The organism is Streptomyces sp. NPDC050388, from assembly GCF_040655635.1.
GTDB lineage: Bacteria > Actinomycetota > Actinomycetes > Streptomycetales > Streptomycetaceae > Streptomyces.
The window spans coordinates 19,872-41,789 of the sequence record NZ_JBFAKH010000035.1; the positions used below are offsets into that span (position 1 = coordinate 19,872).

Genomic DNA, 21,918 nt, shown 5'->3' on the forward strand with positions numbered 1-21,918 from the left:
CCGGATGCCGTGAAGGCCCGCCGCATGCCGAGGCCGCCGACACCCCCCGAGGGCGTCGGCGGCGGTTCGGAGGAGGACCGCGGGGCCGCTCCCTGGTGGGGCGGTGCGGCGGTCCTCGGCCAGGGCCGTGACGGCAGTGCACGTGCTTCGCGCCGGCGTCCGGACGGCGGGCCGGAGGCCGGCGCGGTCCTCGGCCGGGTCCGGTCCGTCCGGATCCGGGGTCAGTGGTACATGGCGTCGATCGTCGACGCGTACTTCACCAGCACCGCACGGCGCTTGAGCTTGTTGGACGCGGTGATCTCGTGGCCGCCCACCTCCCACGGGCTCATGATCAGCGTCCAGGCCTTGATCTGCTCGACGGCGGAGAGGTCCTTGTTGGCGGCGTCCACCTGCTGCTGCACGGCCGCGCGGAAACCGTCGTCCCGGCCCAGCGCCTCGTCGTCGAGCGCGGCCGTCTCGGGGTGCGCGCGGCGGTAGCCGGCCACCCCCTCCGGGGACGCCACGAGCAGCGCGGACACGTACGCCCGGGAGTCGCCGGTGGCGACCGCCGTGCCGATGAGTGAGCCGGCCAGGACCACGCGGCTCTCGATGCGGACGGGCGAGATGTTCTTGCCGTTCGTGTTGATGATGAGGTCCTTCTTGCGGTCCACCATCCTGAGCTGGCCGAGTTCGTTGAGCACGCCGATGTCGCCGGTGTGCAGCCACCCGTCGGCGTCGATCGCCTCCCGCGTCGCCTCGGGCTTGTTGCGGTAGCCGCGCATCAGCCGTGGGCCGCGCAGGAGGATCTCGCCGTCCTCGGCGATCCTGAGCTCCATGCCCGTGGCGACGGGGCCGGCGTAGCCGATGCGGTACTCGTCGGAGAGCCTGCCGGGGGTGGCCAGGGCGCAGCACTCCGTCGAGCCGTAACCCTCGCGCACCGGCAGGCCCAGGCCGAGGAAGTACCGCAGCAGGTCGACGTCCACGTACGCGCCGCCGACGACCGCGTACTCCACGCCGTCCAGGCCGACGACCGCGAGCAGGTCCGCGCGTTCCGCGGCGAGCTCCTCCCACTCACGGCGGAGCTCGGCGGGCGCGGCACGGCCCGCCTGTTCGGCATCGGTCAACTGCTCGCCGAGAGCGCCGGCCCGCCGCAGACGCGTGCGACGCTCCTGGTCCGGCTGGTCGCCTATGTACGCCTCGATCAGACTGCGGAAGCGTTCGAGGGAACGCGGCACCAGGAAGATCATCGCGGGCCGGACGCGCAGGTACATGTTGTTGAGCTGTCTGATGTCCGGGCAGAAGGTCACGCAGTGCCCCTGGGTGACCGCCAGGTAGTAGGAGATGATCCGCTCGCCGATGTGGGCCATCGGCATCCCGGACAGCAGGCGTCGGCCGGCGGCCAGGGGGGCCGCCTCGTGGTACGTGTCCACGGTGTGCAGGATCGCGGAGTGCTGGAGCTCGACGCCCTTGGGCAGGTCGGTGGTGCCCGAGGTGTAGATGACGGTGGCGACGTCGTCGGGCGAGACCGCCCGCCAGGTGCGGGCGAAGTCGAAGCCCTCCGGCGCGGGCCGGAGCAGGAGTTCGCCGTAGGTGTGCGTCTGCGCGCCGTCCAGGGCCTCCACCTGTGCGTGGTCGAGGACGATCACATGGTCGACCGTCAGGCCGTGGTCCCTGATCGCTTCCCGGAGCCCCGCCTCGAGCGAGGGCTCGGTGACCACGACGCGGGAGCCCGAGTCGCCGATGTTGTAGGCGAGGTCGACCGGGGGGAGCGTCGAGTAGACCGAGGTCGTGGCCGCCCCGAGGTGGAGCGCGGCCAGGTCCATGAGCTGGTGCTCCGGGCGGTTGGTCAGGAGCAGGGCGAGCGTGTCGCCGCGTCCCATCCCCAGACCCGCGAGTGCTCCGGCCAGGATCTCCACCAGCTCGGCCGCCTCCAGCCAGCTGAGACGCAGCGAGTCGTCCTCGGTGCGCAGGGCCACCGCGTGCGGGTAGGCCTCCACCGTCAGCTGGAAGGCCTCGGGGAGCGTGGCCATGTCGAGGGTGCGGCGGAAGGGCCGCTGCTCCGGGTATCCCAGGGCCTGCAAGGACTCGTTCACGACGTGCCTCTCGTTCATCGGGGGTTCTCGCCACGGGACGCTGCCGTTCGATAATAGACGGGCAGTCTCAATAAGGGAACGGGTGTGGCGGGGGAGGAGCGGAGCGCGGGCGGGGGCTCACGGGTCACCGTGCCGTGCACGACTTCGGGCCGCACCCGCCGGTCGGCGGATGCGGCCCGAAGTTCGGTCCGAGGGTGTGCGGCGACCCTCCGGGGACGCGAGCAGCTCCTCCGGAGAGCCGGCGCGCCTCCTCGCGTGCGGTCGCGGGCGCGCGCGGCGCCGGGGCGGCCGCTCAGCGCGGAGCGGCGAGCGCCTGCACCTCGTCGACGGCCTCGCCGACGCCCGCCCGGCGGGCCAGCAGCTTGCGGGCCAGCACGGTGGCCCTGGGCCAGTTGACCGCGGCCACCCCGACCAGCGCGCCCGCGTCGTCGGCGTACAGGGCGGCCACCCGGCGTCGGGGACCGTCCGGGCCTTCCAGGACCTTGCAGTCGGCGGACGCGGCGGGACGCCCCACGACCTGCACCTTGTGGTCGTACTGGTCGCTCCACACGTAGGGGAGGGCGTCCTGACGCCCCGGCCGGTCCGGATGGACGATGTTGTGGGCGATGACGGCGGCCTGGTCGACGGCGTTGGTCCAGTGCTCGGTCCGACGGGCGTCGGGGTTCTCCGGGCCGCGCCACCGGGCGACGTCGCCGACGGCGTGGACGCCGTCGGCACCCACCGCGCGCCCGTGTTCGTCGCACGCCACCCCGTCGGCGACGTGCAGACCGGAGCCCGCGAGCCACTCGACGTTCGGTACCGCGCCGATGCCGACGACGACGGTGGCCGCCCGCAGGGCGGTGCCGTCCGCCAGGGTCACACGCAGGTCCCCGTGCCGTCCCCGCACGTCCTCGACGCCGACCCCGAAGCGGGTGACGACCCCGTGACGCACGTGGATGTCGGTCAGCAGGCCGGCGATCTCCGGTCCGACGGAACGGGCCAGCGGCATCGGGTCCGGGTCCACCACGGTGACCGGGAGCCCGAGCAGGACGGCGGTCGCGGCGGCCTCCATGCCGATGAACCCGCCGCCCACGATCACCACCGGTCCACCCGCCGAGAGGTCCCGCCGCAGGGCGACCGAGTCGGCGAGCTCACGGATCACGTGCAGGCCCGACTCGACGTGCCAGGGGGAGGGCCGGGCCCGGCACCCCGTGGCGATGACGCAGTGGTCGAAGGCGAGGCTCTGCCCGCCGTCGAGCAGCACCCGTCTGCCGTGGACGTCCAGGCCCCGGGCCGAGGTACCCGGCCACAGCTCGATCCGCGCATCGTTCGCCTCGCTCTCGGTGAGCAGCGAGAGCCGCTCGGCGTCCCACTCGCCGGAGAGGAACTGCTTGGACAGCGGGGGCCGGTCGTAGGGCAGCTGCGACTCGGCCCCCAACAGGACGATCCTGCCCCGGAAGCCCTGCTCGCGCAGGCCGAGCGCCGTGCGCACGCCTCCGACGCCGGTGCCGACGACGACCGCGGTGCCGTCCGTGTTCGGCTCGATGGTTGAGGTCATGGCGGGGCCTACGGCTCCTGGTGGTCGACGACGATCGCGCGGGCCGGGCAGGCGTGCGCGGCGGAGCGCACGGCCGCCGCGTGCGGGGCGGGGTCCACGTCCAGCAGGACGACGATCCCGTCGTCGTCCTGGTCGAAGACCTCGGACGCCTCGAGGACGCACTGGCCCGCGCCGATGCACTTGGGGTAGTCGATCTCGATCTTCATCTCGCTCACCTTTCGTCTCCCCACGTCACGGGCAGGGAGTGGACGCCGTAGACGACCATGTCGCCTCGGTAGTCGATCTCGTCGAGGGGCACCGCCAGCCGCAGGTCGGCGAAGCGCTTCAGGATCGCCGGGTAGGCGGTCTGGAGCTCGATGCGGGCGATGGGCTGCCCCAGGCACTGGTGGATTCCGTAGCCGAAGGCGACGTGGTGGTTCTGCTCCCGGTGGATGTCCATCCGGTCGGGGTCGGCGAACTGCCGGGGGTCGCGGTTGGCGGCGTCGCCGGAGGCGATGACCCCCTCGCCGGCCCGGATCAGCGCGCCGTTGACCTCGACGTCCTCGACGGCCACCCGACGGCGCCCGATGTGGGTCACCGTGAGGAGCCGGAGCAGTTCCTCGCACGCCGCGGCGACCGCCTTGTCGTCGCCCTCGCGCATGATCGCCGCGTACTGCGGGTTCTGCAGCAGGAACAGCACGCCCAGCGCGATCTGGTTCGCGGTGGTCTCGTGCCCCGCGACCAGCAGGAGGATGCCGAGGGAGGCGACCTCCCGCTCGGTCATCTCGCCCGTTTTGACCCGGCGTTCGACGACCCGACCGAGCAGGTCGTCGCTCGGCTCGGCCGTCTTCTGCGCCACGAGCGCGGTGAGGTAGTCGGTGAGTTCCTCGACCGCGCGACCGGCCCTGGCCGGGTCGCCCTTGACGTCGAGCAGGGCGTTGCTGTGTTCCTGGAAGAACGTGTGCGCTTCCTGGGGGACCCCCAGCAGTTCGCAGATGACCGTCGAGGTCAGCGGCAGGGCGAAGTCCGTCACCAGGTCGGCGGTGCCGCCCGCGGCCTCCATCGCGTCCAGCAGCTCCTCGGTGATCCGCCGGACCGTCGGGCGCAGCGCCTCGGTCCGGCGCACGGAGAACTCACCGGTGATCATCCTGCGGTGCCGGGCGTGCTCCGGGTCGTCCATGGCGATGAACGTCGGGTTCGCCTTGTGCTGCTGCTTCATCCCCGCGGAGGTGACCGGGTAGCCGTCCCGACCCGGGTCCGAGCTGAACCGCGGGTCGGACAGGATCGCCCGCACGTCGTCGTAACGGGTCACCAGCCAGGGGAGGCTGCCGTCCCAGGTACGCACCCGCGCGACGGGCTCCTCCTCCCTGAGCCGACCGATCTCCGCCGGAGGGGAGAAAGGGCATCCCCGGGCCATGGGGTAGGCCGGCGCGCTGCTCATGTCACTGCTCATCGTGTCCACCTCGTCGTGTCGAACCTGCAAGTCGGGGAGCTTCTCGCCTCAGTCGTCGAGGAGCGGGAACTCGTACGGCGGCGTCTGGACGTACCCGCCGTCCAGGTGCAGCACGGAGCCGGTGATGTAGGACGAGGCGTCCGAGCAGAGCCACAGGTGCGCGTTGGCCACCTCGTCCGGCTCACCGATGCGGTGGAGGTTGCTCATGATCCGCCGGTACGCGTCGACGTCGCGCCGGCGCGCCCGCAGGCCCTCCTGGAGCATCGGTGTGTCGATCGCCCCCGGCGCCACGCAGTTGACCCGGATGCCGTACTTCCCGTAGTCCAGCGCCGCGCTCTGGGTCAGCGACCACACCCCGGCCTTGGCCGCGTTGTAGACGGGCGAGTTCCGGTTCGGGCGGAAGCCCACGATGGAGGCCACGTTGACGATCGAGCCCCCGCTGCCCTGCGCCAGCAGCTGTCTGATCTGGTACTTGTTGCAGTGGAACGTGCCCTTGAGGTCGACCGCCATGATGCGGTCGTACGTGGCCTCGTCGAACTCGGCCACCGGCTCGTTGTCGTTGGCGACGGCGGCGTTGTTGACCGCGCAGTCGATCCGCCCGTACGTCGCGACCGTGGCCGAGACCATGGACTCCACCTGCTCCGCGCGGGAGATGTCGCAGGCGATGAAGGTGGCCCGTCCGCCCTCCGCCTCGATCTCCTCCACGACGCGACGGCCGGCCTGCTCGTTGAGGTCGACGACGGCCACCTCGGCGCCCGCTCGGGCGAAGAGCTTGGCGGTCGTCTCACCCATGCCCTGGGCCCCGCCGGTGACGATCGCTACTTTGCCCGATAGGGCCTGCTCGGTCATGTGCCGCGTCCTTCTGTGTCGAGGTGAGTGGTCGGAGGTCGGTGGGGGACCGGTCGCCGGAGGACCGGTCGGTGGGCAACGGGACGATGGGGAAAGGCCGGTGGAGCGGTCGGCGGGCAGGGGTTCACCCGGTGGCCGCGCCCTCGCCCACCTCGTCCACGAGGAAGACGCGCTTTTTGTCCCGGTCCATGAAGGTCAGTTCGTCCGCCCGTACCCGTGCCGCGTGGCCGGGGTCGCGGAACACCTCCATCGCGCGATCGAAACAGGCCCGGTCCGCGTACCACATGTCGGTGATGACGTCGAAGTCCAACAGGTCCTGTCCGGGAGCGGAGTTGACCCCGCCCGAGGCCGTCGCGTGGTCGACGTAGTTGCGGCGGTAGTCCATGAGGTGCGGTCCCACCAGGGACAGGATCAGCGGGGCGTGGACCTGCTCGTAGTGCGTGCGGAACTCCTCGACCGAGAGGCCCGGCTTCCGGGAGAGAACGGCGACGAGCTTGATCAAGGGATCCTCCCGAGGGCGTCGTCCGGCCCCGTGGCCGGACGACGGACTCGTGCGTGTGGGTGGGCAGGGGGGCGGTCGGTCGGCGGGGGTGCGCGTGGCCGGGACGGCCGCCCGTGGGTCAGAAACGTCCGCCGTCGACGGAGATGATCTGGCCGCTGACGAAAGCGGCCGCGTCCGAGGCGAGGAAGGTGGCCACACCCACCAGGTCCTCGGGTCGGCCCCAGCGTCCCAGCGAGGTGCGCTCGAGCGCGCTGGAGAGCGCCGCGTTGCGCGGGATCGTCTCGGGCGTGACGTACTGGTCGTCGATGATCAGCCCGGGGGCGATCCCGTTGGCGCGGATGTTCCAGGTGCCCCACTCCCTGGCCATGTACTTGGTGAGCATGATCAGGGCGCCCTTGGCCACGCCGTAGGCGTCGACGCCGGGCGAGGGCACGATCCCCGTCGGGGACACGATGTTGACGAAGGAGCCACCGCCGGCCGCGGCCATCTTCGGAACCAGATGCCGGCCCATGCGCACCACGCCGAGGATCACGGGGTCGAAGAAGTGCAGCCACGCCTCGTCAGGGGTGCTCAGGAGGTCGCCCTGCTGCGGGCTGCCGCTGGGCACCGCCGAGTTCACGACGGTGTCCACGCGTCCGAAGGCGGACCAGACGTCCTCGACGAGGGCGGACGTGCCGGCCGCGTCGGTCAGGTCGCCCGCGGCGTACCTGACCTCGTTGCCGGTGGCCTCCTGGATGCGACGGGCCGTGGCCTTCAGCCGTTCGACGTTGCGTCCGCCGATGACGACCCGGGCCCCGGCGGCGGACAGCGAGGAGGCGAACTGCGAACCCAGGTTGCCCGAGCCCCCGGTGACGAAGACGACCTTGCCCTCGGGGAGGAGGGGGGAGGAGGTGCTGCTCATGCTGGCCTTCCGTCGGTCAGGTCCGGTGCGGACGTGCGGCAATGGGGGCGGACCCCGTCACTTGCCCTCGGCGTGCTCCGTCACGGCCTTGGTGTCCTGGTAGAAGACCTCGACGCGCTCGATCTTCCCGTCGACGACGTACCAGAGCTCGATGACCCGCATCGGCAGCACCTTGCCGGTGCGGCGGTTCTTCATGTTGAGGTCGGCGTCCGCCAGGACGACGTCGCCGGCGTCGCGGTACTTGACGTGGAAGGTGTTCACCGTGGACTCGAACAGGTCGGTGATCTGACCGATCATGCGGTCGAAGCCGTCGGCACCCCGCCACTCTCCGCCGTACGGAAGGCCCTCGGCCTCCACGGCCACGAAGTCGTCGGCGAGCAGCTCGAAGGCGGCCGCTTTGTCCCCCTTGAAGAAGTACAGGTCGGAAAATTCCGCCACGGTACGAACATTGTCGGTCGCAGACAGGTTCTGAATGTTGTCGTTCAGGGCCATGATGTCTCCCGATGCTCGAGGTGAGGTGACCGAGCGACGCTCGGGGCGTCGCGCTCGGCTGCCGTCCGGAGGGATTGTGCGACTAAGCGTCTCAGATTAGATGGGGCAGGTCAATCGTCCTGCGAAGGTGGAATACGGAGCTCGAATGCGGAGCTCGAACGCGGAGCCGGAGCCGGTGTGGGCGCCGGCGGCCGGACCGGGTGCCGCGGTCGCACGGCGACCGCCCCCGGCCGGCGGCCCGGGGGCCGCGGTGCCGACCGGGGGCGGGGCGTGTCCGCTCAGGTCGTCCCCGACCGCGACGCGCCGCGCAGGAAGAACATCGGGACGGTGAGCAGGATCGTCCCCAGGCACATCAGCGCGGAGACCCGGAAGACGGCCATGAGGGCGTCGGGGTCGGTGTAGCTCGCCGCGCCGCTGCCCAGTACGTAGGTGGTCGTCACGGCCGCGACCACCGAGCTGGCCAACGCCGTGCCGACCGCGCGCAGCAGGGTGTTGAGTCCGTTCGCGGACGCCGTTTCGCTCTCCGGGACGGCCCGCATGATGAGGGTGGGCATGGCGGCGTAGGCGAGCGAGGCGCCGACCGCCACGGCCACCGAGCCGGCGACCACCTGCCCCAGACCGCTGCTGAACGCGGACCTGGCGAGGTAGGTCGCGCCCATGAGGAGGGCGCCCGCCAGGAGCGTCGCCCGTGGACCGGAGCGTCGGACGACCGCGGCCGTCACCGGTGCCATGAGGCCGAAGGTGACGGCGTTGGGCGCCAGCCACAGCCCCGCCTGGCGCAGGTCCAGGCCGAGGCCGACCCCGTCGTGCTCGGGCGCCTGCAGGAGCTGCGAGGTCACGAGGAGATCGGTGTACATCGCGAACCCCATGAGCAGGGCGGAGAGGTTCACCAGGAGCACCTCGGGACGCACGGCGAGACGCAGGTCGACCACCGGCCGACGGGCGCGCAACTGCTGGGGCGCCCAAGCGACCAGGGCCAGGACCGCGCAGAGCACCGAGACGAGCGTCGGCCGCGACGTCCACCCCCAGGCTCCCCCCTTCGACAGGGCGAGCAGGAGGGCGCTGAGCGCGAGGGACAGCAGGAGCGCCCCCGGAAGGTCGAACCTCCCGGGCGCCCGCACCGGGGACTCCTCGACCACCAGGGCGATGGCCAGTAGCACCACCGCGCCGAGCCCGCCGGTGATCCAGAACAACGCGTGCCAGTCCAGATGGGCCGCGACCAGCCCGGACAGGGGCATCCCGACTCCGGCCCCCACCGCCAGCGTCGCGCTCATCAGCGCGACCCCCAACGGGACGTGGCGCGGGGGGAGCATGTCGCGCATGAGCGCGATGCCCACCGGGACGAGCGCCATGCCGGTGCCCTGCAACGCCCGCGCGACGAGCATGGGCGCGAGGGAGTCGGTCAGGGCCCCGACGAGGGAGCCCACGACCATCGCGACCAGCGAGACCAGCACCATGCGCTTCTTGCCGTACATGTCGGCGAGACGCGAGATCGTCGGTGTGGCCAGGGCGCCGGCCAGCAGGGTGGCGGTGAGGAGCCACGAGGCGCCGGCCGGGCCCGTGTCGAGCAGCCGCGGCAGGTCGGGCAGCAGCGGCAGCACGATCGACTGGTTGAGGGCCACCGCGGTCCCGGCGAGGGACAGGACGACCAGCATCAGCACGACGCGCGAGTCTGTCGTGGGCGTCATGTGGTGGTGGTTCTCCTGCGTCGAAGTCCCCCGCCGGGAGGCACGGACCGGAGGGCGGGTCAGGTGTTCGTCCATACGGGCGGGCGCTTCTCGACGAAGGCCCGTGCGCCCTCGGCCGCGTCGGCCGACGACCGCACGCGGTCCACGTCCTCGCGCTGGCGGTCGAACATCTCGGCCGCGGACCAGTCCTGGGCCGAGGTGACCAGGTGCTTGGCCGCCCGCACCGCCATGGGCGCGTTCCCGGCGATGACGCGTGCCATCTCCACCGCCCGCTCCCGGGCGGTGCCGGGCGCGACGACCCGGTTGACCAGGCCGAGCGCGTGGGCGCGCGCCGCGTCCACCGGCTCGCCGGTCAGGACCATCTCCAGGGCGACCGCGGGAGGCACCACCCGCGGCAGGCGCAGGACGCCGCCCGCGGCGGCCACCAGTCCGCGCTTGACCTCGGGAAGGCCGAACCAGGACTCCTCGGAGGCGACGATGAGATCGCAGGCGAGGGCGATCTCCATGCCGCCCCCGAGCGCCTTGCCCTCGACCGCGGCGATCAGCGGCTTCTCGGTGGCCCGCTCACAGATCCCGAAGGCTCCCCGGCCCTCCACGAGGGGGCGTTCCCCCGTGGCGCTGAAGGCCTTGAGGTCCATCCCGGCGCTGAAGACGGGCCCCGACCCGGTGAGCACGGCCGCCAGGACGTCCTCACGGGCGTCGACCTCGTCGAGGGCCGCGGCGATCTGCCGCGCGGTGGCCAGATCGATGGCGTTGCGGACGTCCGGCCGGTCGAGGGTGACGACCGCGACGCCCCGGTCCACCTCGAAGGTGACGGTGCGGCTCATCGCGGCGCCATCCGGATGGCACCGTCCAGACGGATGGTCTCGCCGTTGAGCATCCCGTTGTCGATGATGGACAGGGCGAGCTTCGCGTACTCGTCGGGGTCGCCGAGGCGGCTGGGGTGGGGCACGGTGGCCGCGAGCGAGCCCCGGACCTCCTCGGGCAGACGCGCCAGCAGCGGGGTGTCGAAGGTGCCCGGCGCGATGGTGCACACACGGATGTTCTTCGAGGCCAGGTCCCGCGCGGCCACGATGGTCATGCCCACGATGCCGGCCTTGGAGGAGGCGTAGGGGATCTGTCCGATCTGGCCCTCGAAGGCCGCGACCGAGGCGGTCAGCACGACCACCCCGCGGTCGCCGTCCAGCGGCTCGTTGCGCGCCATCCGGGCCGCGGCCAGGCGGAGCACGTTGAAGGAACCGACGAGGTTGATCTGCACGATCTCGGAGTAGGTCTCCAGCGAGCCCGGACTGCCGTCCCTGTTGACCAGGCGCACCGGACCGCCGCGACCGGCGCAGTGCACGACGGCGCGCAGCGGGGCCGCCGCCTCGGCCGCGTCGAGCACCTTCTCCAGGGCGTCGGCGTCGCGCACGTCGGCCGGCACGAACCGCACGCGCTCTCCGAGTTCGTCGGCGACCTCCTTGCCCCGCGACGCCTCCAGGTCCGCGATGACGACCGTCGCGGCGCCCGCGTCGAGCAGGCGGCGCACGGTGGCCAGCCCCAGCCCGGACGCGCCGCCCGTGACGACGGCGGAGCTTCCTGTGATGTTCATCAGTGGTGTCTTCTTCCTGTCAGAGGCGTTCGATGAGGGTGGCGTTGGCCATGCCGCCGGCTTCGCACATGGTGACCAGGCCGTAGCGGCCGCCGGTGGCTTCGAGGCCGTGCAGCGCCGTGGTGAGCAGGCGTCCGCCCGAACCGCCCAGCGGGTGCCCCAGGGCGATGGCACCGCCGCGCGGGTTGAGGCGTGCGGGGTCGGCGTCGAAGTGCTGGGCCCACGCCAGTGGTACGGGGGCGAAGGCCTCGTTGACCTCGTAGTGGTCGATCCGGTCGATCGTCAGGCCCGTGCGCGCGAGCAGCTTCTCGGTGGCCGGGATCGGCCCCGTCAGCATCGTGATCGGGTCGTCCCCGGCCAGCGCGAAGGCGTGGAACCGCGCCCGCGGGCGGAGTCCCAGCTCCCGCGCCTTCGTCTCGGACATGATGAGCAGCGCGGACGCCCCGTCGGCCAGCTGGGAGGAGTTGCCCGGGGTGACCTTCCACTCCCCGATCTCGGGGAAGCGCGCGCTCATCTCGGGAGTCTCGAAGGACGGCTTGAGGCCGGCCAGGCCGTCGACGGTCGTCTGCGGACGGACCGTCTCGTCGGCGCTCACGACCGTGCCGTCGGCGAGGGTCACCGGCACGATCTCGCCGCTGAGGTCCGTGGCCGTGGCGTTGGCGTGGGAACGGGCCGAGAAGACGTCCAGGTCGTGCCTGCTGAAGCCCCGGCGGGCGGCGATGAGTTCCGCCGAGACGCCCTGCGGCACGAGCCCGGGTGCGTAGCGCTCGGCGACGGACGGGCCCCAGGGGTCCTGTCCGATCCGGGCGGTGAGCATCGGGATGCGGCTCATCGACTCCACGCCCGAGGCGATGACGATGTCGTGCGCCCCGGCGATCACGGCCTGGGCGGCGAAGTCGGCGGCCTGCTGGCTGGACCCGCAGGCCCGGTGCACCGTCACGGACGGCACGCTCTCCGGCAGCCCCGCCGCCAGCCAGGCCCAGCGGCCGACGGGCCCGGACTGCTCTCCCACCTGGCTCACGCAGCCCGTGATGACGTCGTCCACGATCGCCGGGTCGATGCCGTTGCGGTCGATGAGCTGACGCAGGACCTGGCCCAGCAACTCGACCGGGTGCAGTGAGGACAGGGCGCCGCCGGGCCTCCCGTCGCGGGGAGCCTTCCCCTTCGCGACGGGCGAGCGGATCGCGTCGACGATCACGGCGGTGTTGGTCATGTCTGACTCCCCAAGAAGCTGTTCGGCTCGGTGGATGTGCTTCGGGTCCGGTGCGCGTACGTCCCGTCGGGTGCGGGGCGGGGTGCGTTTCCACGGCCGGGTGCCGCCGCCCCGCGGTGGCCCGGGCCGTCCGGGCGGACGGTGTCGCCGCGGCGACGGTGGGGCGGGGTGCGGCCGGCATCCGCACCCCGTGCGAGGCGGGGTGCGGATGCCGGCCGCGGGGTGGGAGCGGCCGGTCCGACGTGCTCGTGGCGGCGTGGCGCTCGGGGTGTGTGCCCGGACGCGCCTTGCGCGATCACGTGTTCATGGCGGTGTTCGAGGGCATGACCCGGGACGTGCGTCGCACTCGACTCCCGCTGCCGTGCGGTCGGTTCGCGTCTGCCCTCGAGCCATAGTTTTGAACTATAGTGTCTCATAAGAGGTGCGGCAAGGTCCGTCCCGCGGAAGGGTGTGGACCGGGTCCGCCCGGTCTCGACGGAAGGAATGACGTGAGCGTTGACGCGAACCCCGGGGACGCCCCGGCGGCCATGAACGTCTCCGAGCCCCCGCGGCCCGAGGCGTCCGACGAGGACTGGATGGACTGGGCGAACCGGATGCCGAGCGTGGTCGCGCTCGGATTGGAGTGCTCGGCCATGGATGAGGAGCGGGCGGAGTTCGTCCTCGACTCGCGCTTCTTCCCGCTCAACGCCAACGGCGCGGTGAACGGGGGGTTGCTCGCCAGTGCCGCGGACCAGGTCATGGGCGTCATGGCCGTGCGGGGGGCGCGTTCGCACGCGTACGCGTTCACCATCAGCATGGCGACGCAGTTCCATCGTTCGGCGATGCCGCCGGTCCTCGTGCGCGCGGAGTTCGTGCCGGGGGGTAGGCGCGTGGCCTTCGTCAACGTCGAGATGGAGGGCGCGGACGGCGTGCGCTGCGCGTCGACCCAGGGGGCCCTGAGGATGAGCGCGGGCTGAGTCCGTGACGAGGCAGGGGGTGCCCCGGCTCGCCGGCGGGGATGTGTGCCGCCCGGTCGCGGCCTGTGGTGGGTCGATGCTCCTCCTTGACGCCCTTTCCGGGTTGTGAGTCAATGCATCTCATAATGTCTGGTCGGGAGCGTCCGCCACCCGGCGCGTGACCGCCGGTCACGGCCGTACGGAGGTCGGGTTCGTGCCCGGCGGAGAGGTTCGGGTCGGTGGTGCCCCGAGGGTCGCCGACCGCCGCCCCCGCCTCCTGTGTCGCGTCGGCCCGAGGTGTCGCCGACCGGGCGGGCGCACCTCCCCTCCTCCGCGGTGCTGCCGCGTGCCGGTGCGGCGCGCGGACCGGCCGGAATCGCTGCGGCCGGCCGACGCCGACGCGTCGGTCGACCCGGGACGAAGGGAACGGACCACATGGCCACGGAAGGCAGCGCGATGGACCCCGTGTCGATCGAGACGGAGTTCCTCTTCGACTACCTCGTCGAGCTCAAGTCCCACAGTCGTCCGTCCTACGCCTTCGGGGAGACCCCCTACGGGCAGCGCATCGTGGGTGGGGTGGAGGGGGGTTGGGTCGAAGGCCCCCGCCTCAAGGCCACCATCCTGGAGGGCATGGACTACGGGATCCTGCGGACGGACGGCTACGTCGCCCCCGACGTGCGGCTGGTGCTGCGGACGGACGACGGCGAGCTGATCCTCATGACCTACACCGCAGGCCGTCTGGGGCCCTGGCCCAAGGTCATGGAGGCCAGGGGCGGTGCGGGCGTCGATCCGAGCGAGATCGACTGGATCCTGACCTACTCCTTCGAGGCGGCTTCGAAGAAGTACGACTGGCTCAACCGCACGCTTGCCGTGGGACGCGGGGCGATCACCGAGGCGGGCTTCCGTTACCGGGTGGACGCCCTTCGATGACCTGCCGGGCCCCGTCCGACGCGGGGCCCGGCTCGGGATGGGGGCGGGCGCGTGCGGGTGCCCGCCCCCTCGGTGTGCGGCGACGGTCCTGTTCCGCCCCGGAGCGGAGCAGGACCGTCGGATGCCCGGCACGCCGAGTATTGTGAGATCTTAAATATCAGAAAAATGGATCGCGGCCCGAGCGGAGATCGGGTGCGCCCCTGCCGGACCGGGAAGGGGTGCCCTGGTGCCACGGAGGCGTCGAGTGTGATGCGGACGGAGCGTGACTGCGGGATGAGCAAGGTTGATCTACGGAACGACGACGGGCGCTGGACCCTGACGTTGACCGACCCGGATCGGCGCAACTGCCTGGACGAGGCGATGATCCAGGAGCTCGGCGACGCCGTGTCGACCGTGGCCGCCGACGCGGGGGCGAGGACCCTCGTCGTGACCGGTGAGGGAACGGCGTTCTGTGCGGGCGCGGATCTGCCCGCCCTGTTCGGGGAGGCCTCGGAGCGCTCGGTCGCCGACCTGCGCCGCCACCTGCACACCGTCTACGACAGCTTCCTGAGGCTGCGGGCGCTCGAGATCCCGACCATCGCGGCGGTGCAGGGGGCCGCCGTCGGTGCCGGGCTGAACCTCGCCATGGCGTGCGACGTCCGCATCGCCGGTCCGCGCGCGTCGTTCGCGGCGACGTTCTCGAAGATCGGCCTGCACCCGGGCGGCGGCTGCACGTGGTTCCTGGTCGACGCCCTCGGCCCGCAGAAGGCGCTCGCGCTGCTGCTCGACGGCGGCGCCCTGCGCGGCGAGGAGGCGGTCGGCCAGGGGCTCGCCCTTCGGGTCGCCGACGACCCGTTGGCCGCCGCCCACGAGACGGCCGCGCGCTGGGCGGCGATCGACCCGGCGCTCGCACGCGACATCAAGTCGGCGGTCGGCGTGGCGCGGACCGGTGACTTCGGCGCGACCCTCGAGTTCGAGTCGTGGGCGCAGGCGTCCTCGGCGACCGGGCCGGCGATCCAGGAGGTCGTCGCGAGCTTCCGCAAGCAGTGAATCGGGACAGGGGGCTGCCGACGGGCAGCCCCCTGGGCCGGCCGCCGCCCCGGCGACCGCGCTCGCTCCGACAGCGACGCCCCGGGTCCGCCCGCGGGCACGAGGGTGCTCTCCCGCACCCCGTTTCATGTGGAACACGCATCCTGGCGGCGCTCGATCCTCACGAGGCGCCGCTCATCTGTCTGGAGGGCTGACATGCGCGTAGTGGTCGATCAGAGCTTGTGTTCCGGGCACGCGCAGTGTGCCGTCGCCGCGCCCGATCTGTTCCGGCTGGACGAGGACGGCTACGTGCTGCCCTTCGACGGTGAGGTTCCCTCGGGCCGGGAATCGAGCGCGCGGGCCGGGGCGAGGGCGTGCCCGGAGCGTGCGCTGACGGTCCTCGCGGCGGATCCGGGAGCCGCGGCGGGTTAGTCGCCTCCGGCGCGGTGGTGCGCGGCCCGCGGGGACCGATCGAGGTCGGTTTCGGCGGTGCCGCGCTTCTGTGCTGCCGCGGCGGACGGCTTTCCGGTCGCGCGTCGATCGTTCCCCTGTGCCTGTGCCTGTGCCTGTGCCTGTGCCTGTGCCTGGGCTGACGGCCGTGGCGATGGCGCTCCGGTCGCGGGCCGCGGCGCTCCCGGACGGGGCGTCATCGCGGAGGCGGGTCCGGCATCTCGTGCGCGGTACGACCGCGGCTCGGGCCCGGTCGGTGGGGAGGGTCGCTCCGCCCCGGAGGCGGTTCCCGCGGTTCCCACGGGCGCCGCGAGGGGCAAGGCCGGCGTGAGTCTCCTCGTGCGCGTCACGCCAGCCCGGTGACCTGCGATTTCAGTCTGCGGTACGCGGCGTCGACCTCCTCGGGGTGAGTGCGTAGTCATCGAGATCCACATGACGGGTGCGGGCCCAGTACTCGGCGTTCGTCCAGGGGAGGTTCGTGACGATCCGGCCCTTGTCGTTCCGGTAGTAGCTGGTCATGCCCGGGTGGCTCCACACCGCGCCCTCGAGGGCCTGGTCCAGCTCGGCCATGAAACGCTCGAAGGGCTCCGTGCGGACCTCGGCGCTGCCGATCCCGTTCTCGCTCATGTGGGTCAGCAGCTCGATCACGTAGCGGACCTGCATCTCGACCGTCATCACCAGGCTTCCGCCGTGCCCGGCGTTGGTGTTCGGACCGAAGAGCATGAAGAAGTTGGGGAAGTCGGGCACCGTCATGCCCAGGAACGCGCGGGCGTCGTCGGCCCCCCAGGCGTCGCGCAGCGTGGTGCCACCGCGCCCGCGCAGTTCCATCGGGCCGAGCATGTTGATGGCGTCGAACCCGGTGGCCAGGATGATCGCGTCGGCCTCGACGCGATGCCCCGATGTCGTGGTCACACCGGCCCGGTCCACCTCCACGACGCTCTCCGCGATGAGGTCGACGTTGTCGCTGGTCAGCGATTCGAACCAGCCGTGGTCGAGCAGCGGACGCTTGCCGTACGGGGGGTAGCTGGGGGTGCTGGCCTCGATCAGGTCGGGGCGGTCGGCCAACTGGCGCGCGATGTACCCGGTGAGGAAGCGGCGGTGCCGTTCGTTGGCGGCGTTGACCGAACGCTCGGGGTGCTCCCACGCGGGGTCGACGCGCAGGATGGGGTACATCCGGTCGCCGAAGTTCCACACCTGGCGGAGCCGGTACCAGCCCAGGTACCAGGGCACGTGCTCCATCAGGAACTTCTTCTGTTCGCTGACGTCGGCGCCCGCGTTGGGGTTGGGCAGGATCCACTGGGGCGAGCGCTGGAAGACGGAGACGTGGGCAGCCGTGTCGCGGATGGCCGGCACGAGCTGCATGGCCGAGGCCCCGCTGCCCACGACCGCCACGCGCATGCCGGTCAGGTCGAGGTCGGGGTCCCACTCCGCGGTGTGCACCACGGGCCCGGTGAAGGAGTCCAGCCCCGGCAGCTTCGGGCGCGAGGGCCGGTTGAACTGTCCGACGGCGCTGATGACGACCCCGAAGTCGGCCTCCTGGGGCGTGCCGTCCGAGCGGCGCAGGGTGACGTGCCAGTGCTGGGCTTCCTCGTCCCAGGTGGCGGACTCCAGTTCGGTGCCGTACCGGACCTTGTCCCGTATGCCGTGCTGCTCGGCGACGTCGACGAGGTAGCGGTGCACCTCGCCCTGGCCGGCGAAGTACCGCGGCCAGTCGGAGCGCTGGGCGAAGGCGAAGGAGTACAGGTGGACCGGGGTGTCCACGCCGCACCCGGGGTAGGTGTTCTCGTGCCAGGTCCCGCCGACCGCCTCGTTCTTGTCGATGATGGTGAAGGGGAGTCCGGCCTGCTCGAGCCGGATGGCGGCGGCCAGGCCGGAGAAGCCCGTGCCGACGATCAGCGTGTGGGGGGCGTCGCGGCGGGAGCGCTCCGGGAGGGGCGCGGGCTGCCGATCGGCCGTGCCGAGCTCTTCGGCGAGCAGGCCGGCGGTGTCCGCGGGCACGGCGTCCCCGACCACGACACCGAGGATCTCGGCGAGCTTCTCGGGCGCCGGGGCGGGTGCGTGGGGCAGGTTCCCGCGCAGGTGGTCGAGGATCACCCGGTGGGCGACCGCGCGCAGCTTCTCCTGGGACTCCTCCGGCAGTCCGGCGTCGTCGTGATCACCCGGACCTCGCATGGGGCCGGGTGCGAACTGGTCTTGCAGGTATGACCAGTTGCCCGTGATGTGGGTGAGGACGGCAAGGATCGTGGGGAGGTTGGCGTCCTTCAGTGCCCAGGCGAGTCTTTCCCCGAAAGCGGCGCTGTCGACGTCGTCGGTTCCGATGTCGGATGTCAAAAGTGTCACACTTTGTCCTTTGTCGGTGGGGAGTGCGCCCCGTGGTGGCCCGCTGAGCCGCCACTGGCCACGCGGCTGTTGAGATAATAGACTGTCGGTCTCAATAAGGCACCAAGGTGTCGATACGAGAGGTCTCAGAATGGATGAATCCAAGCTCGTGTGCCTGCGGCTGAGTCGACCGTCCGAGGGCGTCCTGCAGATCACCCTCGACCGCCCCGACCTGATGAACCGGGTCGACGAGGACTTCCACCGCGAGATGGTCGAGGTCCTCGGCGCGGTCGCCGACGACCGTTCGGTCCGGGCGATCGTGCTGGCCGCGACGGGCAAGGTCTTCTCGGCGGGCGGCGACTTCGACTTCATGCGCCTCGCACACGCGGACGTCGACGTGCGACAGCGGACCGTGGACGACGGACGGCGTCTCGCGGACGCGTTCATGACGATCCCGCAGCCGGTCGTCGCCGCGGTGCACGGAGCGGCGATCGGGGTGGGCGCGACGATCGTCCTGCTCTGCGACGCGGTCGTCGCGGCACGCGCCGCGAAGATCGCCGACACGCACGTGGCGGTGGGCCTCGTGGCCGGCGACGGAGGCTGTGTCGCCTGGCCCCACTCGGCCGGAATGCTGCGCGCCCGCCGCTACCTCCTCACCGGAGACCCCCTCGACGCGGCCACGGCCCACACGTTCGGGCTGGTCACGGACCTCGTGGACACCCCGGAGGAGACGCTCACGGTCGCGCTGGACATCGCCGGGCGGATGGCCGCCCGCGCACCGCTCGCCGTTCAGGGAACCAAGAGGGCCCTGAACCGGCTCACGGCGCAACGAGCCGGAGAGGTGCTCGACCTCTCGTTCGCACTGGAGCAGCAGACCCTCGCGTCCGAGGACCTGCTGGAAGGGATCACTGCCTTCCAGGAGCGTCGGCCGCCGGAGTTCCGCGGGCGCTGAGCACCGCGGGAGCGCGCGCACCACTCCGCGGACAGGTCCGCGGCCGACCAGCCAGTCAGGGAGACAGAATGACCCATCGAAGGATCTCGACCCGCTTCACCGAACTCTTCGGGGTGACACACCCCCTGGTGCAAGGGGGGATGCAGTGGGTCGGGCGTGCCGAACTCGTGGCGGCGGTGGCGAACGCCGGCGCCCTCGGGTTCATCACCGCGCTCACCCAGCCGACCCCCGGTGACCTCGCCCGGGAGATCGAGCGCTGCCGGACCATGACCGATCGACCGTTCGGCGTCAACCTCACGATCCTGCCGTCGATCAACCCGCCGCCGTACGCCGAGTACTGCCGCGCCATCATCGACTCGGGCGTCACCATCGTGGAGACCGCGGGCAACCTGCCGACCGAGTTCGTCGAGATGCTCAAGCCCGCGGGCGTCCGCATCCTCCACAAGTGCACCAGCATCCGGCACGCGCTCAAGGCCCAGTCCGTGGGCGTCGACGCGCTGAGCATCGACGGGTTCGAATGCGCCGGCCACCCGGGGGAGGACGACATCCCCGGACTGGTCCTGCTCCCGCGTGCGGCGAGCACCCTGTCCATCCCGTTCATCGCCTCCGGGGGAATCGCCGACGCGCGGGGCCTGGTGGCCGCGCTCGCCCTGGGTGCGGACGGGGTCAACATGGGCACCCGCTTCATGTGCACGGTGGAGTCGCCGATCGCCACGCCCGTCAAGGAGGCGATCGTGGCGGCCACCGAGCGGGACACCGAGCTCATCTTCCGCCCGCTGCGCAACACCGCCCGGGTGGCGAGCAACAGCGTCAGCCGCGAGGTCGTGCGCAGGCTCGCGGAGGACCCCCGCTTCGAGACCGTGCGCGAACTCGTGGCCGGGGCCCGGGGGCGGCGGGTCTACGAGGAGGGGGACCCCGAACTCGGCATCTGGACGGCGGGAATGGTCCAGGGGCTGATCGACGACATCCCCACCGTCTCCGCGCTCGTCGACCGGGTGGTCGAGGAGGCGTGCGGACTCATCGAGAACCGGCTGACGACGATGTCCTCCCGGGTCGAGGAGGTGGCGGCGTGAACGACGCGGTCATCGTGAGCGCGGTCCGCACCCCCGTCGGCACGGCGTTCAAGGGGACGCTGCGGGAGACCGGCGCCGACGAACTCGCCCGGCAGGTGCTCCTCGCGTGCGTCGAGCGCTCCGGCGTCGAGCCCGGAGCCGTCGACGACGTGATCCTCGCCGAGTCGCTCGCCGGAGGCGGGGTCCTCGCCCGCCACGCCGCGGTGGCGGCGGGCATGCTCGACGTCCCCGGCCAGGCGGTGAACCGGCACTGCGCGGGCAGCCTCACCGCGTTGGGGAACGCGGCCGGAGCCGTGCGCGGCGGCGCCGCGCACGCCGTCGTCGCCGGCGGGACGGAGTCCGCCTCGACGGCGCCCGCCCTGGAGTGGCGGGAGCCCGGCTCGGAGCGGACCCGCACCGGGATGGGCCCCACCTTCCCCCACTACGACGGCGCGACGGACGACGTCACGCTGACCGTAGGCTGGAGCGCCGCCCGGGAGGCGGGCCTGTCCCGGCGGGAACTGGACGCGTGGGCGCTGCGCTCGCACCGCAGGGCGGTCGCCGCGATCGACGAGGGCCTCTTCGCCGACGAGCTGGTGCCGCTGTCCGTCACGCTCGGCGGCGAGCAGGTCACCTTCGACCAGGACGAGCATCCCCGACGCGGCACGTCGATGGAGAAGCTCTCCGCGCTGTCGCCGGTGCACCCCGAGATCGAGGGTTTCTCCATCACGGCGGGCAACGCGAGCGGCATCAACGACGCGGCGGCCGCGCTCATGGTCGTGAGCGAGGCGTACGCCCGCGAGCACGGACTCGACCCGCTGGCCCGGATCCGCGGCTGGGGCGCCGTGGGCGTCGAGCCGCACCGCACCGGCATGGCCGCCGCCGCGGTGATCACCAAGCTCCTGGCACGCTCCTCGCTGTCCGCCGGGGACATCGCGCTCTGGGAGATCAACGAGGCATTCGCCTCGGTGCCGCTCGCCGCCGCGCGCGTGCACGGCATCGACGAGGAGAAGATCAACATCCACGGCTCGGGGTGCAGCCTCGGCCATCCGATCGCCGCCTCGGGGGCGCGCATGGTGACGACGCTCGTGCACGCCCTGCGGCGCCGGGGCGGCGGCCTCGGCATGGCGGCCATGTGCGCCGGCGGCGGCATGGGCGGGGCGGTGGTCGTGGAGGTGTAGGCGGCCGGGTGCGCGGGGGTTCCCGCGGCGGGTGCCGGGGCCGGACCCGCGGTGCCGCCCGACCCGGCGGGTCCGGCGGGGCCCTGCCGGTCGCACGGTGGTGCGGATCGGCGACGGAACACGGATCGGAGCGGTGTCATCGTGTGACGCCGGTTCCAACGCCGCGATCGAGACCGGCTGGCGCGGGCCCCGGCGAGGGGGAATGTGTCGAGGAAGGTGGAGAAGCCATGTCCGAGTTCACGACCGCAGTTCGCCACCTCATCTATCCGGAATGCCCGCGCCAGCGCGGCGGCCGGTCGTGTTTCTCGGACTTCCTCACGGACCAGGTCCTGTCGGCGTCCGCCGCCGCGGAGGTTCCGAGAAACATCCAGCAGGTCGAAAGAGAGGTGTGCGACGTGACGAGCACGGAGCCCCAGAAGATCAGTGTCGTCCTCTTCCTCAAGCGCAAGCAGGGGACGACGAAGGAGGAGTTCGCCGCCCATTACAACGAGGTCCACGCCAAGATGGCGCAGGGCTGCTTCGGCCACCTCTACGACAGCTACACGAGGAACCTGGTCCGTTCCTCCGGGGAGCACGCCAGCACCTCCGACGCGAACGCGTCCGTCGGCGACGACCCGTACGACGCCATCACCGTGATCACGTTCCGGGACCGTCAGGCGCTCGCCGAGATGCAGCGTCTGGTCCAGGAGCCGGACCAGCTCGCGGCGTTCCTCGACGACGAGGACGAGTTCCTCGACCGTTCGTCGAAGATGGCGTTCATGTGCGACCAGTACGTCTCGGAGCCGGTGAGCGGCTGAACCTCCGACCGCCGGCC

Annotated in this window: 21 protein-coding genes; 8 read left to right on the top strand and 13 right to left on the bottom strand. The window is 71.9% G+C overall.

From position 1 onward, the window contains the following. Nucleotides 1-221: 221 nt before the first annotated feature. From AB0I73_RS21085 to AB0I73_RS21140, 12 genes are all read right to left on the bottom strand, one after another. Complete coding sequence (locus AB0I73_RS21085; RefSeq protein ID WP_363039495.1) at nt 222-2,090, bottom strand: AMP-binding protein; 1,869 nt, start codon at nt 2,088-2,090, stop codon at nt 222-224. 274 nt (nt 2,091-2,364) lie between these two features. Further along, the gene (locus tag AB0I73_RS21090) at nt 2,365-3,609 is read right to left on the bottom strand and encodes an FAD-dependent oxidoreductase (protein ID WP_363039497.1); all 1,245 of its coding nucleotides are present in this window, start codon (nt 3,607-3,609) and stop codon (nt 2,365-2,367) included. A gap of 8 nt (nt 3,610-3,617) precedes the next feature. Continuing rightward, nucleotides 3,618-3,815, bottom strand: a complete 198-nt coding sequence (locus tag AB0I73_RS21095) for a ferredoxin (protein WP_202279040.1) — start codon at nt 3,813-3,815, stop codon at nt 3,618-3,620. A gap of 5 nt (nt 3,816-3,820) precedes the next feature. Then, nucleotides 3,821-5,041 (bottom strand): cytochrome P450, encoded by a 1,221-nt coding sequence (locus tag AB0I73_RS21100; RefSeq protein ID WP_363039499.1) that lies wholly within the window; start codon nt 5,039-5,041, stop codon nt 3,821-3,823. Nucleotides 5,042-5,089: 48 nt separating this feature from the next. Continuing rightward, entirely contained in the window at nt 5,090-5,890 is an 801-nt protein-coding gene (locus AB0I73_RS21105; protein ID WP_363039501.1) for a glucose 1-dehydrogenase, read from the bottom strand. Between the two features lie 124 nt (nt 5,891-6,014). Beyond that, the gene (locus AB0I73_RS21110) at nt 6,015-6,392 is read right to left on the bottom strand and encodes an EthD domain-containing protein (RefSeq protein ID WP_363039503.1); all 378 of its coding nucleotides are present in this window, start codon (nt 6,390-6,392) and stop codon (nt 6,015-6,017) included. Nucleotides 6,393-6,510: 118 nt separating this feature from the next. Continuing rightward, nucleotides 6,511-7,293 (bottom strand): SDR family oxidoreductase, encoded by a 783-nt coding sequence (locus AB0I73_RS21115; protein ID WP_363039505.1) that lies wholly within the window; start codon nt 7,291-7,293, stop codon nt 6,511-6,513. Between the two features lie 57 nt (nt 7,294-7,350). Next, nucleotides 7,351-7,731, bottom strand: coding sequence for a nuclear transport factor 2 family protein (locus AB0I73_RS21120; protein ID WP_363039507.1), 381 nt, complete (start codon nt 7,729-7,731; stop codon nt 7,351-7,353). A 332-nt stretch (nt 7,732-8,063) separates the two neighbouring features. Continuing rightward, a complete protein-coding gene (locus AB0I73_RS21125) occupies nt 8,064-9,473 on the bottom strand; it encodes an MFS transporter (RefSeq protein ID WP_363039509.1) in 1,410 nt (469 codons plus the stop codon). A 59-nt stretch (nt 9,474-9,532) separates the two neighbouring features. Then, nucleotides 9,533-10,300 (bottom strand): crotonase/enoyl-CoA hydratase family protein, encoded by a 768-nt coding sequence (locus AB0I73_RS21130; RefSeq protein ID WP_363039511.1) that lies wholly within the window; start codon nt 10,298-10,300, stop codon nt 9,533-9,535. Then, on the bottom strand, nt 10,297-11,064 hold the full coding sequence (locus tag AB0I73_RS21135) for an SDR family NAD(P)-dependent oxidoreductase (RefSeq protein WP_363039513.1): 768 nt from the start codon (nt 11,062-11,064) through the stop codon (nt 10,297-10,299). Before AB0I73_RS21135 ends, AB0I73_RS21130 begins: the two co-directional genes overlap by 4 nt. 19 nt (nt 11,065-11,083) lie before the next feature. Beyond that, nucleotides 11,084-12,277, bottom strand: coding sequence for a thiolase family protein (locus AB0I73_RS21140; RefSeq protein ID WP_202278957.1), 1,194 nt, complete (start codon nt 12,275-12,277; stop codon nt 11,084-11,086). A 488-nt stretch (nt 12,278-12,765) separates the two neighbouring features. Between AB0I73_RS21140 and AB0I73_RS21145 the strand changes: the two genes are divergently transcribed. The 4 genes from AB0I73_RS21145 (at nt 12,766) to AB0I73_RS21160 (ending at nt 15,582) form a co-directional block, all read left to right on the top strand. After that, the gene (locus AB0I73_RS21145) at nt 12,766-13,233 is read left to right on the top strand and encodes a PaaI family thioesterase (RefSeq protein ID WP_363039515.1); all 468 of its coding nucleotides are present in this window, start codon (nt 12,766-12,768) and stop codon (nt 13,231-13,233) included. A gap of 414 nt (nt 13,234-13,647) precedes the next feature. Further along, nucleotides 13,648-14,142, top strand: a complete 495-nt coding sequence (locus AB0I73_RS21150; protein ID WP_363039517.1) for a DUF3237 domain-containing protein — start codon at nt 13,648-13,650, stop codon at nt 14,140-14,142. A gap of 273 nt (nt 14,143-14,415) precedes the next feature. Beyond that, the gene (locus tag AB0I73_RS21155; RefSeq protein WP_363039519.1) at nt 14,416-15,171 is read left to right on the top strand and encodes an enoyl-CoA hydratase; all 756 of its coding nucleotides are present in this window, start codon (nt 14,416-14,418) and stop codon (nt 15,169-15,171) included. Between the two features lie 195 nt (nt 15,172-15,366). After that, nucleotides 15,367-15,582 (top strand): ferredoxin, encoded by a 216-nt coding sequence (locus AB0I73_RS21160; RefSeq protein WP_363039521.1) that lies wholly within the window; start codon nt 15,367-15,369, stop codon nt 15,580-15,582. Between the two features lie 390 nt (nt 15,583-15,972). Here AB0I73_RS21160 and AB0I73_RS21165 read toward each other — a convergent pair whose 3' ends face one another. Beyond that, complete coding sequence (locus AB0I73_RS21165) at nt 15,973-17,940, bottom strand: NAD(P)/FAD-dependent oxidoreductase (RefSeq protein ID WP_363039523.1); 1,968 nt, start codon at nt 17,938-17,940, stop codon at nt 15,973-15,975. A 130-nt stretch (nt 17,941-18,070) separates the two neighbouring features. Here AB0I73_RS21165 and AB0I73_RS21170 point away from each other — a divergent pair, with 130 nt between their 5' ends. From AB0I73_RS21170 to AB0I73_RS21185, 4 genes are all read left to right on the top strand, one after another. Then, nucleotides 18,071-18,871, top strand: a complete 801-nt coding sequence (locus AB0I73_RS21170) for an enoyl-CoA hydratase-related protein (protein WP_363039525.1) — start codon at nt 18,071-18,073, stop codon at nt 18,869-18,871. A 68-nt stretch (nt 18,872-18,939) separates the two neighbouring features. Continuing rightward, nucleotides 18,940-19,944 carry a nitronate monooxygenase gene (locus tag AB0I73_RS21175; protein WP_363039527.1) on the top strand — a complete coding sequence of 335 codons (1,005 nt, stop codon included), beginning with the start codon at nt 18,940-18,942 and terminating at the stop codon, nt 19,942-19,944. Then, entirely contained in the window at nt 19,941-21,104 is a 1,164-nt protein-coding gene (locus AB0I73_RS21180) for a thiolase family protein (RefSeq protein ID WP_363039529.1), read from the top strand. The genes AB0I73_RS21175 and AB0I73_RS21180 overlap by 4 nt, the downstream gene beginning before the upstream one ends. A gap of 227 nt (nt 21,105-21,331) precedes the next feature. Then, nucleotides 21,332-21,901: an EthD domain-containing protein gene (locus tag AB0I73_RS21185; RefSeq protein ID WP_363039531.1), complete on the top strand. Its 570-nt coding sequence runs from the start codon at nt 21,332-21,334 to the stop codon at nt 21,899-21,901. Nucleotides 21,902-21,918 lie beyond the last annotated feature (17 nt).